This is a genomic window from Coprococcus sp. BIOML-A2, from assembly GCF_009875795.1.
GTDB classification, from domain to species: Bacteria; Bacillota; Clostridia; order Lachnospirales; family Lachnospiraceae; genus Coprococcus; species Coprococcus aceti.
Genome location: NZ_WWSI01000002.1, coordinates 464,658 through 481,094, shown reverse-complemented (window position 1 = coordinate 481,094; position 16,437 = coordinate 464,658). Strand labels below are relative to the sequence as shown.

Genomic DNA, 16,437 nt, shown 5'->3' with positions numbered 1-16,437 from the left:
CCTAAAAACAAAGATTTAAGAAAGTGTTGATTTTACTGGATTTTTCAGCCACAACATATAGTGGTCAGTCTTTTTTTCGACACAATTTTAATAATTATGACAACCATACACTTCTTTTAATTTTTCTACAATTCAACAAAAAAACAGACAAATTCACTAATTGTCTCCAATTAGGAATCTGTCTGTCACATATCTTATATCTTAATTATTTATCAGCAGTCTCCGCCGCCTTGTTGTTGCAGGTATAACCACACTCCTGATCTGAGCATACCAGCTTATTGCCCTTTACTATCATGTACTTTCCACACTCAGGACATTTCTCATTGCTTGGCATTGCCCATGACATGAAATCACACTCAGGTGCATTGATACATCCATAGTATCTTCTGCCCTTTCTCGTCGTCTTGATGACCACGTCTCCGCCACACTTAGGACAGGTAACACCTATCTTCTCGTAGAACGGCTTTGTAAATCTGCACTCAGGGAATCCAGGACACGCCAGGAATTTGCCGTGAGGACCATACTTGATGACCATGTTTCGTCCGCACACGTCACACACTTCCTCGGACACCTCATCCTCTATCTTGATGGACTCAAGTTCTGCCTCCGCCTTCTTCACCGCCTCGTCGAGATCCGGATAGAAATTGCGGACAACCACTTTCCAGTCCACGGTTCCCTCTCCTATCTTATCGAGAAGAGACTCCATGTTAGCCGTGAAATTCACATCTATGATAACCGGGAACGCCTGCTCCATGCTCTGGTTAACCGCATCACCTATGGCTGTCACATATAACTTCTTCTGTTCCTTCGTTATATATCTTCTCGCAAGTATGGTCGATATGGTTGGAGCATAGGTACTTGGTCTTCCAATTCCAAGCTCCTCCAATGTCTTGACAAGCAATGCCTCTGTATATCTTGCAGGCGGCTGTGTAAAATGCTGTTTCTCCTCAAGGCCGTCAAGCTCCAGCACATCGCCCTCAGTAAGATTGTTGATTCCCGCAACTGTCTCTCCTCTGTCATTGTCCAGATTGTATACAGCAAGGAATCCGTCAAATGCTATCTTTGATGCGGATGTCTGGAATGTCGCATCGCCGCAGCTTACCTTTACACTCTTGACAGAATATACCGCCCCCGCCATCTGGCTTGCAAGGAAACGATTATATATGAGCTGATACAGTCTGAACTGATCCCTTGAGAGCTGTTCCTTTACCATGACCGGTGACAGAGTCACATCTGTAGGTCTGATAGCCTCATGAGCATCCTGTATCTTCTTGTCTGTCTTGGCGCGTCCATTTGAATCGCCAATATATATATCACCGAAATTGTCCGTTATATATTTGTCAGCAGCAGCAACTGCTTCCTCTGATATTCTAGTGGAATCTGTTCTCAGGTATGTTATGAGACCTATCGTTCCACGGCCCTTGATATCAACTCCCTCATAGAGCTGCTGTGCGATCCTCATCGTCTTGGATGTCGCAAAATTGAGCTTCGATGAAGCCTCCTGCTGCAGCGTACTTGTTGTAAATGGCAGCGGTGCCTTCTTGTTTCTCTCACTCTCTTTTATGGACTTTACAACGTACTCTCCATCTTGAAGACCGCTGAGTATCTCATCGAGTGCCGCTCTGCCTGATATCTCTTCCTTATTCTTACCATCTCCCGTAAACTTGAACGTGATAGGCTTCTTGAGCTTGCCGCCGGTAAGATTCGCGTCCAGTGTCCAGTATTCCTGCGGGATAAAATCATTTATCTCCTTCTCCCTGTCACACACGAGCTTGAGTGCAACAGACTGTACACGTCCGGCAGAAAGACCTCTCTTGATCTTTGCCCAGAGAACCGGGCTGATCTTGTAACCAACAAGTCTGTCGAGCACTCGTCTCGCCTGCTGGGCATCCACAAGGTTCATGTCTATGTCCCTTGCCTGCTTTATAGAATTCTTTACCGCATTCTTTGTAATCTCATTGAACGTAATTCTCTTGTAATCCTTATTCTCCAGCTTAAGTGCTTTCATCAAATGATAGGATATAGCCTCTCCCTCACGGTCCGGGTCAGTTGCGAGATAGATCTTGTCGGCCTTCTTAACCGCTTTTCTCAGAGCGGCAAGAATATCACCTTTACCCCTTATAGTGATATATTTGGGCTCGAAATCATTATCAACGTCTATTCCCATCTGACTCTTTGGCAGATCTCTCACATGGCCATTCGAAGCAATCACCTCATAGTTCGATCCAAGAAACTTTTTTATTGTCTTAGCTTTAGCTGGAGACTCAACAATAACAAGATTTTTTGCCATAGCTATCTGTCCTTTCTGTAGGTTTCCTGTAATTCTTATCATCCCAGAGCATCTTCCGGCAGTGTTCATTTTCATGGTCAGGCTCTGACATAATAATTTCTTACCAACTGTTTTATCAATCTTTTCTGTTCTAATTCATACAATATCTGAGTCACCTCAGACACTGAAATCCCAGTCTCGAAGCATATATCATCTATATGCCTTGATTCCAAACGTACACAACTATACACTTTTTTCTCTGCAGGCGCAAGTAAATTTTTGTTAAATGCCTTTGATTCAGCTCGGTTTATGCCCATTTCATCAAGTATACCCTCCACCTGTGTGACACACACCGCCCCCATTCTGATAAGTCCGTTACAGCCTCTGCTGCCCGAATCCGTGATCCTCCCGGGAACAGCATACACTTCCCGCCCCTGCTCCAGCGCCTGGTCCGCAGTGATCAGAGAACCGCTTTTTTCCCTCGCCTCAACGATGAGCACACCGGACGAAAGTCCACTGATTATCCTGTTCCTGTACGGAAATCTGAAAGCATCCGGTCTTATGTCAAGCCCACATTCCGACAGCACTACTCCGCCGCCATTTCTTATGTCGTGATATATATCATAGTTCTCCCTCGGATACGGAACATTTATACCACTTCCGAGCACAGCCACAGTCTTTCCTCCGGCCTTCATGGCAGCTCTGTGCGCAGCGCCATCTATTCCCAGTGCCATTCCACTGACTATAGTAACCCCTGATGCTGCAAGCTCCCCCGACAGCCTGTCGGCAGCTTCCCTTCCGTACACAGAGGCCTTTCTTGCCCCTACCACCGCAACCGCAGGGTCCAGATCCGCCAGCACATCCACATCCCCTGCTGCAAACAGAAGCATTGGGGGATCCGGTATATCATACAGCTTCCCGGGATACAGCTTATGTCCCGGATAAATATATGTAATGTCATTTCTTCGAAGCTCCTCTGCATATGCCGCAACTTTCCCGGCATCCCTGTGTTCAAGGAATCCGTCAGCCTGAGCCTGTGTGAGTTCATCCCGAAGCTGTTCCTCAGAAGTGTTCCACAGTCCTCTTATACCTCCGTATTTCATGGCAACGTTCATCTTCACAGTGTGAGTCATTCTGCTTATCATCCCAAACCAGAGATAAAGTAATTCCTCCGTCATGTCACACACCTCCCTGAATGTCCGCATTTCTGAAGAACACCGCTTCTCTCAGGTGTTTTATCCCGACCTCAGGATCTCCATCGAGATCCGCAATAGTCCTGGCTATCTTGAGTACCCTGTATGCTCCTCTCGCAGTCATATCCATATCGGCAAAACAGTCCTCCATGAAATTCTTTGCCTCGCCGTCAAGCACTACATATTTACTGCATAATGCCGAATCCATCTGGGAATTGAACCGTATATTTTCACCGCTGAACCTTTCACTCTGTATCCTCTGGGTCCTCAGCACACTCTCCCTCATTTCTGCTGAATTCTTCCCTGTCCGGCCACCAAATAACTGTCTGCAGTCCACCTTCCTAACATCCACATTTATATCTATCCTGTCAAGCAGAGGCTTGCTTATCCTGGCATTATAATTCCTGATCTGCCTGACCGTGCATGTACACCTGTTCATATCCGGGTACTGTCCGCAGGGGCATGGATTTCTCGCCGCAACCAGCATGAAGTCCGCAGGAAATCTGTATATTCCACCAAGCCTTGATATACTGACCTCACCGTCCTCAAGGGGCTGTCTCATGACCTCGAGCACGTTCCGGTTAAACTCCGGCAGCTCATCGAGAAACAGCACACCACCGTGTGCAAGACTTATCTCTCCTGGTCTCGGATTATGCCCGCCGCCGGACAGGGCATGCAGGGATATCGTATGATGAGGTGCCCGGAATGGACGGCGGTTTATTATATGACAGGATTCATCCAGAAGCCCCGCCACACTGTACACCTTCGTTATCTCTATACTCTCCTCAAGGCTGAGTCTCGGAAGTATCGTCGGGATACGTCTGGCTATCATGGATTTTCCTGCCCCGGCGGGGCCTGTCATGAGTATGTTGTGCATTCCCGCCGCGGCTATCTCCACTCCACGTTTAAGGGATTCATGCCCCATTACCTCAGAGAAATCCACTTCTGCTTCATCCCCTGACATATCCAGCATGGCTTCTACATCAACATATTCAGGCTCTATGGTCTGTATACCACTCAAGTGATCGACCAGCTCTCCTATACTTGTGACCGGTATAACAGTCATCCCACGTATAATGGCGGCCTCCCTGGAATTTCCCGCCGGCACTATACAGCTCCTCACTCCTTCGCTGTACGCAGAGTGAACTATGGACAGCACACCGCTCACCGTATTCACATGTCCGTCAAGCCCCAGCTCTCCAAGGATAAGTATGTTCTTTATATTGTCTGTTGGAATAACGCCCATGGACGCCAGCATACCCGCTGCGATGGGCAGATCGAAGGCAGTGCCTTCCTTTCTGATATCCGCCGGAAAGAGATTGATCGTTATTCTCTTCGGAGGAATGTTGAAACCGGAATTGCGCAGTGCAGTCCGGACCCGTTCTCCTGCTTCCTTCACGCAGGATGACAGGTATCCGACCATATTCATAACGGGAAGCCCATCGTGTATATCCGTCTCCACTGATATGAGCGTCCCGTCGATTCCCTGTACAAGTCCACTTAATACTTTACTATACATAAGCAAGTGCTCCTTCCTGCTCTGCCGAGCAGCCTCTCCACCGGAGCACATATTACACTAAAAAGGATATCCCATAATCAAACACAAGTCAAACTCCATTTTGTATACCTGTTTGGAATATCATATCCTTGACTTTTTCCTTTTTCTGCTGCCCTTAACCAGCTTCACCGAAGCCACCTTAAGTAGCACAAATGATGCTGCGAGATTCACACACACTGAGATCACGGCCATATGATCCACCACGAAATTCGTGTATTTACCGTATCCCGTCATGGTTTCCACCACAGATTCATCCCCGAGCAATCTGATGAAATTTTCTGCTATCCACATGGCAGGATTGACTGCATAGCACACTGCCTTTCCCATCATATAAGTAGCATAACTGCTTCTTGAACCGTCCGACATATACATCATGGATTCAAAAACTTTTCCTATCGCATATGATAAAAACACAACAACCGCTATAGTCACTATGGTTGATATGGCCGCCGACACAGAAGTTCTCTTCACGCAGGAGTAAAATATTCCGATACTACCAACGTATATATCTATAAAGAGAACCATTCCAAGATATTTGAACAGTTCGTCCCAGCCCATTCCTCCAACTATGAATGCAACCGCCATAAACGGAAGAGTTGCTATGACATACATTGCCGTGGTGGCAACTGCCGACAGGAGCTTTCCTGCAACTATCGATATAGGTCTTACCGGAGTCGTCAGCATGATCTCAAGCGTCTGTCTCTCCCTCTCACCGGATATCGAGGTGGATGTGATTATCGGAACTATGAGTCCTATTATGCACAGCTCACACACCGCAAGCACAGGAAACATCTGTGCAATATTTGAATAATATACCTGATATGCCGAGCCTCTGCTCGTCATGAAGAGCATTCCGACAACCAGCGCAAACAGGCAGTTGATGACTGTTATCGTCACGACCATTCTGGCACTTCTCGCATTTACCAGAATATCCTTCTTCAATATGGGATTAATAATTGTTCTTCGCGCCACGATTCTCACCTCCCGTAATCTTAAGGAACAGGGATTCCAGATCTTCCTTCTCCCTGAAAAACTGATGAACGTGCACACCGTTGTCCACAAGACTTCTGAGAAGCTCGGCGTCAGACTCCCTCGTGCCTGAATAATAGACAAGAATTTCTCCATCTTGTATACTTATGCGATCCACATTGAATCTTTCCTTCACAATGACAGATATCCTGTTGGCTGAGGCCTCCGCATCAAGTCCCAACATATATCCCTTTATCCTTACAGGAGGCATGTTCTTATCACCATTTACAATCTCATCCACGCTTCCGCTGGCCACTATCTTTCCGTTGTCTATGACACCTATACTCGTACACATCTCTGAAAGCTCCGGCAGAATATGCGAGCTTATCACGATGGTCTTGCCCATCTCCTTCAGATCACGCAGTATATTCTTCATATCATGTCTTGACCTTGGATCCAGACCCGAACTCGGCTCATCAAGCACCAGAAGCTCGGGATCATGTATGAGCGCTCTTGCTACACAGAGTCTCTGCTTCATACCTCTTGAAAGGCTGTCGACGAACTCGTCCTTTTTATCCTGAAGGGCGACAAGCTCCAGATATTTATCTGCGACCTTCTCCACTTCCCGCTTGCTCATACCGTACATGGAGCCATAAAAATCCATGTACTCCATGACCTTCAGATTGTCGTACACACCGAAAAAGTCAGGAACATATCCTATCTTCCGTTTCACATCCGCAGGTCTGCCAAGTGCGTCTACACCGTCTATGGTGACCTTTCCCGATGTGGCTTTAAGGAGTCCGCACATGATCCTCATGGTTGTCGTCTTACCGGCACCATTTGGTCCGACAAATCCGAATATCTCGCCCTTATCAATATGAAGATTCATATGATCGAGCGCAACAAACTTTCCATATCTCTTGGTGAGTTCTTCTATATCAACCATTACCGGACACCTCCCCTCGCACTGATATGTGGAAGGTAACTGTCCACATAATAATCTCCCTGCTGAGGAGATATAAATCTCATAGCCAAGCATCCGTCCGACATATATTTGTCAAGTTCCTGCCCCTTTATGATCGTTTGTCCATCGGCAAATACCGTGTCATATTCACCGGTCTCTCTGTTGAGCATCTGCACTACGACCTTGTTCTTGCCGCTTCCCGCCTGGGTCTTATCGTATATCAGTTCCGTTATATCATCATTCTTGCCAAATCTGATGTTAACGTCCACGGTTTCAGAATACATCAACAGATCGTCATCACCATAATCTGATCCGCCGATTCCATTCTCATCCCTGTCATAAATGCTGTAATAATAAACTCCATCCACATCCTCATATTTAAGGGTATCTATGTCGTATACCATATAGCTGCCATAATTTTCCGTATCGGCATCACTCATCATATCCGGATCCCGCTGTATGGTTCCCCACACAGCCACAACGCCGTCATCTGCAGCGAGTCTACTGTACTGGGCAAGTCGGAGCTGCATGTAATAATTTCTGGACCATTCCGCCGACGATTCATCATCTCCGAAATAATCCTCACCATACTTCTTCGTGTAATATGATCTCATTCCGTCAAGTATGGAGCCGCCGTCAAATTTGTGGGTATTCTTCCTGCTTATCCGTATGGTATCTCCCGCTCTCAGGACATCAGCAACGTAATAATATCCCTCGGACATGACCACAAGATTCTCCACATCGTACGAGGTGTCATTTGTCAATGTTCCCTCAAAGCCATCTGTATATAATGTCAAATTCTTCCGAATCCTTCCAATATCGTTGCTTCCAGCAAAGCTTGCATTAGCTGATATAGTGCCAAATGAACGATTGCTGTAATAATTCAGTGTAACGCCATCTTTTCCATCATTTTTTACCGCATTGAGATTGTCATAAAAGCTGGATTCCATGGAATCATCCATCTCGATGTTGGAATATTTGCTGTTGATGTCTATCTTGTATTGGCCTGATCTGCCGCCTATTATATATGAATATGCATCCTCCCGCTTGGTATCACCGCTTATATCCGCAGCCACAAATGTAAGTCCGATAGGCTTTGTAACTCTGTACTTGAGGCTTACCATATATATGGCACCTGTACCGATAATTGCACATACCGGGATAACTCCCCATATGAGCTCCTTCTTTTTGAGCCTGCTGAGGACGATGTACGCCACAGGACCACACACAATGATATATATGATCAGCACGAGCATAATGACAACAGGTGACGGGGTGCTTCTCTTGTTGGCTGCATTTGCCACATCATATCCATAATATGTGCCTCCATAATACCAGCCTCCATCAATCCAGTTATGTGTCATATCCGTAAAGCCCGCCTCCAGAGCAGCCTGCGCCTGGGCAGTCTTATCCTTCTCATTCGTCTGTGCAAGCGAATACGGGAGCACCACGATCCTGCCATATCCCATATTCAGATAGTACCCATCTGAGCCGTCCAGCTCATATACCTTCTGTGTGTCATTCACAGCGGAGACAAAATCGCCGTCAAAGCTGCTGAGTTCATTTTCATCTGACGACTTGGCCAGTATCATAGCTCCACCACTGTACACCCATTGTTTTATGGCAGCACTCTGCTTCTCTGACAATCCCGACAGATCATAATCATCCACCAACATGTACTCTATAGCCTCCAGTCCCTCCTCGGACTCAGGAATGTCTGAGGGTGATATTGCAACAGTCTCTACCTTTGCATTATCATACACATTGTCCATGGAGACATCCTCTATATAAGACATGGCATCCTGTCTGTCACTCATCACGCCCACCGCAACTACCATATCATTGCCCTCTATACTCAGTGAATCCCGCTCTGAGTACACCAGCTCTCCGTCACTGTCCTTGATCTCAACCTTTGCTATACCGGAGCCCATATTATCGACACAGAATTCCAGCTCTGTATTTTCTCCTGCCTTTAATTCCACATCTCTGGCATATGTCATATTCTTCGTGCCAAAGCCTTCGGAATAGCTCGTCTGTACAGACACATTTCCCGCAAAATCTGTGTCGCACACAATATCCAGCCTGATAACACTGCCTCTGTCATTTACCGCATATCCATTGAGTCCATACTTTAGCTGTATATCAAAATCAGGGTTATTTTCAATTATCCTCTGTTCAACCCGTCCATATGCACTATCTGTGTTCGTTTCCGCCATAGCTGGACAGATCATACCTCCAAGCAGCATAAGTGCAACCGCACCGCCACACGCAAGTTTCGCCGATCTGATCATAAGTCTTTCCTTCCAATTTGACTTTATTTTTTACACTAAACTTATAATAAATTCTGCCGGTAAATAACGCAACTTACACTTTCGTAAGGACACGTCAAAGCTCTTCCGGCATTCCCCGTCCGCGCAAAAAAAGCTCCCCGGATACATCAAATATCATGTATTCAGGGAGCTGCTCAACTCTTAACTGAAATATACTACCTCTTCATCAGGTGCACTTGTGAGTGTGACCTTCTCTGCTGTGAGAACAGGTCCTTCACCTTCAAAATCTGGGTAATACTCGTAGCCTATCTTGGCTGTGACATCAACCCACTGTCTGTCCACAAGATTCTTAGCACCCTGATAATAGCACTTGAATCCGACAAACTGGATATCCTCAACACAACATGTCATGGCGAATCTTCCAGGAACAAATGCATTGCTGCCGTACTGCTTTGGTCTAAATACCATGGCCTTGAAGTGGATCTTCTTGCCGTCGTATCTCTCTTTCATGTCAGATGCATCCACATACCAGATACCGAAATCGTCATCCGGCAGTTCTATCACATCTGCGCTCACATCGTATGGCAGATCCTCAGGTTCATTTGTCTCAGGTGCAATGGAGCCATCTTTCATCTCAAAGATGATCTGTGCTCTTCTGTTCACCGCCTTGATGGATCTTCTCCACTCAGGGATCTTGGAATTCTCATCACATCTGTTGAAGATGACCATGTCTGCACTGTTGAACTGCTCAACCATGGTTGCCTTCATGTTCTGTGAGTACACATCGTATGTCTCCGCATTCACAAATGAGATAACCTGGACAACCGTCCATCCCTTTGGAACCCTTATCTCAAATATCTTATCGAGCTTCCACATACCATTGTACTCGATCATGACCTGTTCCGGATTGTATTTGTCCTGAAGGTCAAGGAGATGGTCTGTGGTGAGCTGATCTTCCTCTATGAACTCTGTATATATATTAGCCTTCTTCAGAGCCTCAAGATCATACTCCTCCTCTCCGTCCTCACAGACGAGAAGAAGTGTCTTGGCTCCACCTGTAAAGCCTCTGTCCATCAGGGTCTCCTTGGCAAATGTTGTCTTACCGCTCTCAAGGAATCCCATGAACACATATACAGGTATCTCTTTATTCTGACGTCCCATCATATTAACTCCTTATCATAGAACAACCTGCTTAAACCTCGAACAGTTCTGCAAGGTCGTCCTCCTTAAGCTTGCTTCCTATTACGCAAAGCTTACCAGTGATGTCAGCCTTGCCCTTTCTGACCTCAAACTCGCCTGGTACAAGATCAAAGTACAGCCACTCACCTGCATCGCTAGGTACGATACCCTTTGCTCTGAGGATAACACCGTACTTCTCTGTGTCAGCCAGAGTGTTAAGGATCTCTCTGAGTTTGTCCTCATTGTACTTGTGTGGTGTCTCCTTGCCCCAGCTTGTAAATACCTCATCTGCATGATGATGGTGGTGATCATGGTCATGGCAGCCACATGTACACTCATCGCCATGGTCGTGATCATGATGATGATCGTGGTCATCGTGGTCGTGGTGATGCTCGTGCTCGTCGTGATCGTGGTGATGCTCGTGCTCATCGTGGTCGTGATGATGCTCATGGTCGTCATCATGGTCGTGATGATGGTCATGGTCGTGACAGCCACATGTGCACTCATCGCCGTGGTCGTGGTCATGATCATGTCCCTTCTTAGCCTCATCCATCATTGTCTCCTCAAGAGACTTGTAGTTCTGCATAGCCTCTCTGATGGCTGCTCCATCGATCTCATCCCATGGAGTTGTAATGATGGTTGCATGATCGTTCTTCTCTCTGATCATGGCTACAGCCTTCTCTATCTTGTCCTGTGTAGTAGTCTGTGTTCTGCTCAGGATGATAGTGTTAGCACTCTCGATCTGGTTGTTGAAGAACTCGCCAAAGTTCTTCATATAAATCTTAACCTTTGACACATCGGCAACTGTTGTGTAGCTGTCGAGCTCTACATCAAGATCTCCTGATACATCCTTTACTGCCTTGATAACGTCAGACAGCTTGCCAACTCCTGATGGCTCAATGATGATCCTGTCAGGTGTGTAATCTGTGATAACCTGCTTAAGTGCAGTACCGAAATCTCCGACCAGTGAACAACAGATACAACCTGAGTTCATCTCTGTGATCTGAACGCCGGCATCCTTCAGGAAACCGCCATCGATTCCTATCTCACCAAACTCGTTCTCTATAAGAACCAGCTTCTCTCCCTTAAATGCCTGCTCAATAAGTTTCTTGATCAACGTTGTCTTGCCAGCTCCAAGGAAGCCTGAGATAATATCAATCTTTGTCATATCAATCACTCCTTAAACAAATTTATATTAAGACCATGTATACTAAATACACGGTCTTTGATATCTACATCCACATGATTATACTCGATTGCTTTTATTTTTGCAAGAAATCAGACATCATATGTGGATTATTGAGTATTTATTTCATGTGTACATCCATCTGATTAAATGGAATCTCTATGTCATTCTCGTCAAATGCCTTTTTCAGCTTCCACATGGCATCCCACTTGGCATCAAAGAACTTCTCTATCGTCGCATAGAACTTCACATACATATTGATCCCACTGTCTGCAAATTCATCTATATAGAACAGAATCTGCTCATCCGGAAGATAACCATCCACATCCTTAATGGTCTCAATGGTAACCCTCTTGACCTTCTCCATATCAGAATCATACGCAACAGAAAATGGTATATCCACCCTCCTCATATCATGCTCTGTCACATTCACAAGGGATGTGTTGGATATGTTGCCATTCGGTATGACGACTGATTTGTTGTCGAAAGTTATCAGCCTTGTATAGAATATGTCTATGGACACGACTGTTCCTTCGCAGTGGGTATTGTTCTCCACAATATAGTCACCGACCCTGAATGGTTTTAATATGAGAATCAACAAGCCGCCCGCAAGATTCGACAGACTTCCCTGAAGTGCAAGTCCGAGGGTAACCCCCGCTGTGCCTAGTATAGTTATAAATGAAGTGATCTGAAATCCCACAATGCTCGCCGCAGTGAGCACGATCAACACATTCAGAACAATCTTGACCGCAGATATGAAAAAACCAGCAACGCTTGGATCCAGCTTTGACCTCTCAAAACTCTTCCTGAGTATCCTGAGCAGCAACTTCACCAGCTTGAAGCAGACGACCATGAATATGACAGCCACAACTATACTGCCAAGCTTGGACATACACCAGTCTGTAAGCTTCTGGATATACTGCCCTACGATACTTACCTGATCCGTGGCCTCCTTCACCGCATCCCCGACCACACTCTCTGTGGTCGCAGTATCAGCCGCCATGTTATACAGATCACCAATCAATAGCATAAATGTCTATTCCTCCTATTTTACATGGGCAAACACTGCAAATGACAGTGCAGGAGCACACACTTCTATCACGCCATCCGCAGCAGTCTTATATCCTTTGTTATTGTTGCCCTCGCCTCCGTATTTCAGGTTATCACTTGAGAAGATCTCTCTGTACTTTCCATCCGTCTCAACCGGAAGCTTATATCCTGTCACATTTTTAAGTCCGAAGTTGCAGACAATATACACATCATCTGCGACATCCAAACCATGTCTTACAAATGATATTACCTGTCCCTTCTCCTGTATATCAAGTGCACTGCCGGCAAGGTCCCTGCCATCACCGCACAGAGCATTCTTTGTATCGTATAATTTGTTGAGTTCCTTTATATATTTCTGAAAATAGCTGTTTGCATCGAACTCAAGAACCGACCAGTCGATCTGGGTTCTTCCGTCAAACCCGGCAAATCCGCCTAATTCCTGTCCCATAAACGTCAGCTTTCTTCCCGGTAGTGACATGGTGAGACCAAACAGAAGTCTGAGATCAGCATACTTGTCCTCATAGCCACCCGACATCTTGGATGCGTAACTTCCACGCTCATATGCAACCTCATCATGGCTGAGCGCCCATACGGTATCATCCTTCTCGTCAAATGGTATACCACATGTATAATCCATAAAGCTTCCTCTGTTCACTGGAGGTATCATCATGAAATCTGTCACTCTGGACACAGCTTCATTATTCCACCTGAGATCTGTCATGACAGCATCGCCTGCAGTGCCGAGGGTTGTTCTCAATGCTCTGATAAGTTCCTCGTCCTCCAGCCTTACTCCGTCCAGATGATATGTGTCTATCCAATATGCGATGCAATCCACATCCCTCACAGATACCATATCCATGATAACGCCTATTCCCTTGCTGTGGAAATGGTCGACCATAGCCATGAACTCCGTAGGTGTTCCAAATCTCGATGTCGGAGCGAACATTCCCACGGTATCATAACCCCAGCCATTGTCATCTCTATATTCCATAAGTGGCATAAACTGTATGTAGTTGTATCCCATATTCTTCACGTACATGGCAGCCTCTTTGCCAAATTCGAGATAGTTAAGAGGATATCCATCTGAGTTTCTCTTCCATGTCGGCATGTGGACCTCATATATATTTACCGGGGCAGATACACTGCCTCTCTTCTTCATATATGAAGAGTCTGACCAGCTATACTCAAGCTTTGCAAGTACCGACGCATTTCCCGGTGCCACCTCATAAACCTCAGCGTAAGGGTCTGCAAATATATCTGTATTTCCATCTCTGTATAATGCCTCGAATTTGTATCTGGTATTCATGAGATCGCCCGGAATGAACAGCTCAAACATATCAGTGTAGTCAATCCTTCTCATAGGATTCACGCGTCCATCCCATCCGTTGAAATCTCCGACCACACTGACCCTGGTTGCCCCCGGCATATTCATGCAGAACGATACACCCTGTACACCATCGAGCGTGATCTGTCTTGCTCCAAACAGATCCTTTACATGGAAATCCGACAATATTCCATCGTCTCCATTTACCACCTTCATGACATTGACCGGATCCACGCTGTATCCGAATGAATACGGATCATAGAATTCAGCCGCCTGCTCGCCTTCTGTTATGAGCTTATATGCAAATGCCCCGCTATCCTCGATCTTCACTGTAAAAAATCCCTGTGAACCTATCTCGGTCATAGGATATTTAAATATCGGCTCGCCCGTTTCTTCATTTATCCTGAGAACAAACGCAGCCGTAGCCCTCGGAAGGTATGCATTTACATAGCAGTCATTAAGACACTGGTGCATACCAAGAATATGATGAGGGTTGCCATGCGTACCCCTTGTTATCGCTGCAACCTCATCTGATTTCAATACAAATATCTCCATAAAACCCCTTCTCCTAATGTTAGTCTATCTTGTGTATAAATATTCCGCTTCTGAGCTTTGGCTCAAACCACGTTGACTTTGGAGGCATGAGAAGTCCCGCATCTGCAATGTCGAACAGTTCAGTGATGGATGTCGGATACATCGAGAATGCAACCGCCATTCCTCCATCCACCAGACGCTCAAGCTCTGCAAGTCCTCTGATTCCACCTACGAACATGATCCTCTGATCAGTTCTCGGATCCTGTATTCCAAGTATCGGTGCAAGCACATTGTCCTGAAGTACCGATACGTCAAGTCTGCCCACGACATCATCCGGAACAATACCTTCTCTAACATCCAGTCTGTACCAGCTTCCATCCATGTACATTCCCACCTGTCCTTTGACCTGTGGTTCCACCGGAACATCACTGGCTGTCACATCAAATACCTTTGAAACCTCATCCATGAATTCCTGCTTGTCATGTCCGTTGAGATCCTTTACCACTCTGTTGTACGGCATGATCATAAGCTGGTCATGAGGAAAAAGTACAGAGAGGAAATAATTGAATTCCTCATCCCCGGTATATCCCGGATTCTTCTCTCTCATATGGATTCCCGCCTTGACGGCCGATGCCGCCCTGTGGTGTCCATCCGCTATATAGATATCGTCCACTCCTTCAAATGCAGCTCTGATGGTGTCTATATCTTCCTGGCCATCTATTATCCATACGTTGTGAGTGATTCCGTCAGGTGATGTGAAGCCGTACAACTTATCACCCTTCTTCACTCTGTAGATGATCTCGTCAACCTTATCTATCGCTCTGTACGCAAGGAATATAGGTCCCGTCTGCGCTCCGCATGCCTCGACATGCTTTATTCTGTCTATCTCCTTGTCCTCTCTGGTATTCTCATGCTTCTTGATGACTCCATTCATATAGTCATCTATAGAAGAACATGCCACGAGTCCTGTCTGATGCCGGCCATCCATGATAAGCTCATAAATATAATAGACTGGTCTGCGCTCCATGATATATGTTCCATCATCTATCATGCCCTGAAGCAGCTGACCAGCCTTATCATATACACATGGAGCATATGTATCCACATCTGGTCCAAAGGATGTCTCTGCTCTGTCCACTTTCAAAAATGATAATGGTTCGCGCTTGACCTCTATCTCTGCTTCCTGACGGTTATACACATCGTATGGCAAGGCAGCTACTCTGCCTGCAACATCTGGTCTCGGTCTATAGGCTCTAAAACTTCTGATTGTTGCCATATTCTCTACTCCTGTCATAAATATTTTATTGTATGTGCCAATTAACCTCTTACAGCCTTGACAACCTTCTTGATCGAATCCTCATATTCCTCCTCTGATGAGTTCTCGAATATGAAGAGATCCTTGATGTTTGTAGGCGGATTGAAGTTCTGGCTGTTGATGTACTCATCCCAGTGCTCAAGCTTCCATGTATCCCTGTCTGAAGCTCTCTTGATCATTCTCTCATGACATACATCTTTTCTTGTATTTACCCAGATAACGAAGAGCTCTGCATCTTTCTCTGCAAGCTTAGCGCGAAGATTGTCAAGATACTCATCATCTCTGATCTCCTCTGTAAACGGAGCATTGATGAGAACTGTATCATTGTAATCCAATGCCTCAAATGCAAGATCCAGCACACAGTAATACTCGTAATCTCTGATCTCCTTCTGGAAGAAGTCTGATGAACGGTTGTACTCCTGTCCGGCAACTACAAATATCTGCTTTGAAAGTACGATAAGTGTATCCTTGTCAAGGTATACACAATTGTGAAGTGCCTTTGCAACCTGCTTTGAAATAAATGTCTTTCCACATGCTGGTGGTGATGTAACTAAAATAAGCTTCTTCATATCTATAAATGCCTCCATGTAAATGAAATCAATTTTTCTAATAGTTTATCACAATTG

General features: G+C 45.7%; 12 protein-coding genes. All 12 read right to left on the bottom strand.

Annotation, left to right across the window (positions count from 1 at the left end; all coding sequences use genetic code 11):
• Positions 1–205 precede the first annotated feature (205 nt).
• The gene (topA, locus tag GT575_RS06430; RefSeq protein ID WP_161171732.1) at positions 206–2,290 is read right to left on the bottom strand and encodes a type I DNA topoisomerase; all 2,085 of its coding nucleotides are present in this window, start codon (positions 2,288–2,290) and stop codon (positions 206–208) included.
• Positions 2,291–2,367: 77 nt separating this feature from the next.
• Entirely contained in the window at positions 2,368–3,447 is a 1,080-nt protein-coding gene (gene dprA / locus GT575_RS06425) for a DNA-processing protein DprA (RefSeq protein WP_161171731.1), read from the bottom strand.
• A 1-nt stretch (position 3,448) separates the two neighbouring features.
• Positions 3,449–4,981 (bottom strand): YifB family Mg chelatase-like AAA ATPase, encoded by a 1,533-nt coding sequence (locus GT575_RS06420; RefSeq protein WP_161171730.1) that lies wholly within the window; start codon positions 4,979–4,981, stop codon positions 3,449–3,451.
• A gap of 120 nt (positions 4,982–5,101) precedes the next feature.
• Positions 5,102–5,992 (bottom strand): ABC transporter permease, encoded by an 891-nt coding sequence (locus GT575_RS06415; protein WP_055272732.1) that lies wholly within the window; start codon positions 5,990–5,992, stop codon positions 5,102–5,104.
• The gene (locus tag GT575_RS06410; protein ID WP_161171729.1) at positions 5,970–6,935 is read right to left on the bottom strand and encodes an ABC transporter ATP-binding protein; all 966 of its coding nucleotides are present in this window, start codon (positions 6,933–6,935) and stop codon (positions 5,970–5,972) included. Before GT575_RS06410 ends, GT575_RS06415 begins: the two co-directional genes overlap by 23 nt.
• Positions 6,935–9,244 (bottom strand): hypothetical protein, encoded by a 2,310-nt coding sequence (locus GT575_RS06405; protein WP_161171728.1) that lies wholly within the window; start codon positions 9,242–9,244, stop codon positions 6,935–6,937. The genes GT575_RS06410 and GT575_RS06405 overlap by 1 nt, the downstream gene beginning before the upstream one ends.
• A gap of 180 nt (positions 9,245–9,424) precedes the next feature.
• Positions 9,425–10,387: a TIGR03943 family putative permease subunit gene (locus GT575_RS06400; protein ID WP_022216087.1), complete on the bottom strand. Its 963-nt coding sequence runs from the start codon at positions 10,385–10,387 to the stop codon at positions 9,425–9,427.
• Positions 10,388–10,415: 28 nt separating this feature from the next.
• Positions 10,416–11,570, bottom strand: a complete 1,155-nt coding sequence (locus GT575_RS06395) for a CobW family GTP-binding protein (RefSeq protein ID WP_161171727.1) — start codon at positions 11,568–11,570, stop codon at positions 10,416–10,418.
• Positions 11,571–11,709: 139 nt separating this feature from the next.
• Entirely contained in the window at positions 11,710–12,618 is a 909-nt protein-coding gene (locus GT575_RS06390; RefSeq protein ID WP_015533533.1) for a mechanosensitive ion channel family protein, read from the bottom strand.
• Positions 12,619–12,633: 15 nt separating this feature from the next.
• Complete coding sequence (locus GT575_RS06385; protein WP_161171726.1) at positions 12,634–14,517, bottom strand: GlgB N-terminal domain-containing protein; 1,884 nt, start codon at positions 14,515–14,517, stop codon at positions 12,634–12,636.
• 19 nt (positions 14,518–14,536) lie between these two features.
• Positions 14,537–15,772: a DUF1015 domain-containing protein gene (locus tag GT575_RS06380; protein ID WP_161171725.1), complete on the bottom strand. Its 1,236-nt coding sequence runs from the start codon at positions 15,770–15,772 to the stop codon at positions 14,537–14,539.
• A gap of 41 nt (positions 15,773–15,813) precedes the next feature.
• A complete protein-coding gene (locus GT575_RS06375) occupies positions 15,814–16,380 on the bottom strand; it encodes an AAA family ATPase (RefSeq protein WP_015533536.1) in 567 nt (188 codons plus the stop codon).
• Positions 16,381–16,437: the final 57 nt, after the last annotated feature.

Excerpts from the sequence above, each read along its gene's own strand:
- GT575_RS06410 (WP_161171729.1), bottom strand. The coding sequence starts at position 6,935 with ATGGTTGATATAGAAGAACTCACCAAGAGATATGGAAAGTTTGTTGCG.
- topA (WP_161171732.1), bottom strand. The coding sequence starts at position 2,290 with ATGGCAAAAAATCTTGTTATTGTTGAGTCTCCAGCTAAAGCTAAGACA.
- GT575_RS06385 (WP_161171726.1), bottom strand. The coding sequence starts at position 14,517 with ATGGAGATATTTGTATTGAAATCAGATGAGGTTGCAGCGATAACAAGG.
- GT575_RS06380 (WP_161171725.1), bottom strand. The coding sequence starts at position 15,772 with ATGGCAACAATCAGAAGTTTTAGAGCCTATAGACCGAGACCAGATGTT.
- GT575_RS06400 (WP_022216087.1), bottom strand. The coding sequence starts at position 10,387 with ATGATGGGACGTCAGAATAAAGAGATACCTGTATATGTGTTCATGGGA.
- GT575_RS06420 (WP_161171730.1), bottom strand. The coding sequence starts at position 4,981 with ATGTATAGTAAAGTATTAAGTGGACTTGTACAGGGAATCGACGGGACG.
- GT575_RS06405 (WP_161171728.1), bottom strand. The coding sequence starts at position 9,244 with ATGATCAGATCGGCGAAACTTGCGTGTGGCGGTGCGGTTGCACTTATG.
- GT575_RS06395 (WP_161171727.1), bottom strand. The coding sequence starts at position 11,570 with ATGACAAAGATTGATATTATCTCAGGCTTCCTTGGAGCTGGCAAGACA.
- dprA (WP_161171731.1), bottom strand. The coding sequence starts at position 3,447 with ATGACGGAGGAATTACTTTATCTCTGGTTTGGGATGATAAGCAGAATG.
- GT575_RS06375 (WP_015533536.1), bottom strand. The coding sequence starts at position 16,380 with ATGAAGAAGCTTATTTTAGTTACATCACCACCAGCATGTGGAAAGACA.
- GT575_RS06390 (WP_015533533.1), bottom strand. The coding sequence starts at position 12,618 with ATGCTATTGATTGGTGATCTGTATAACATGGCGGCTGATACTGCGACC.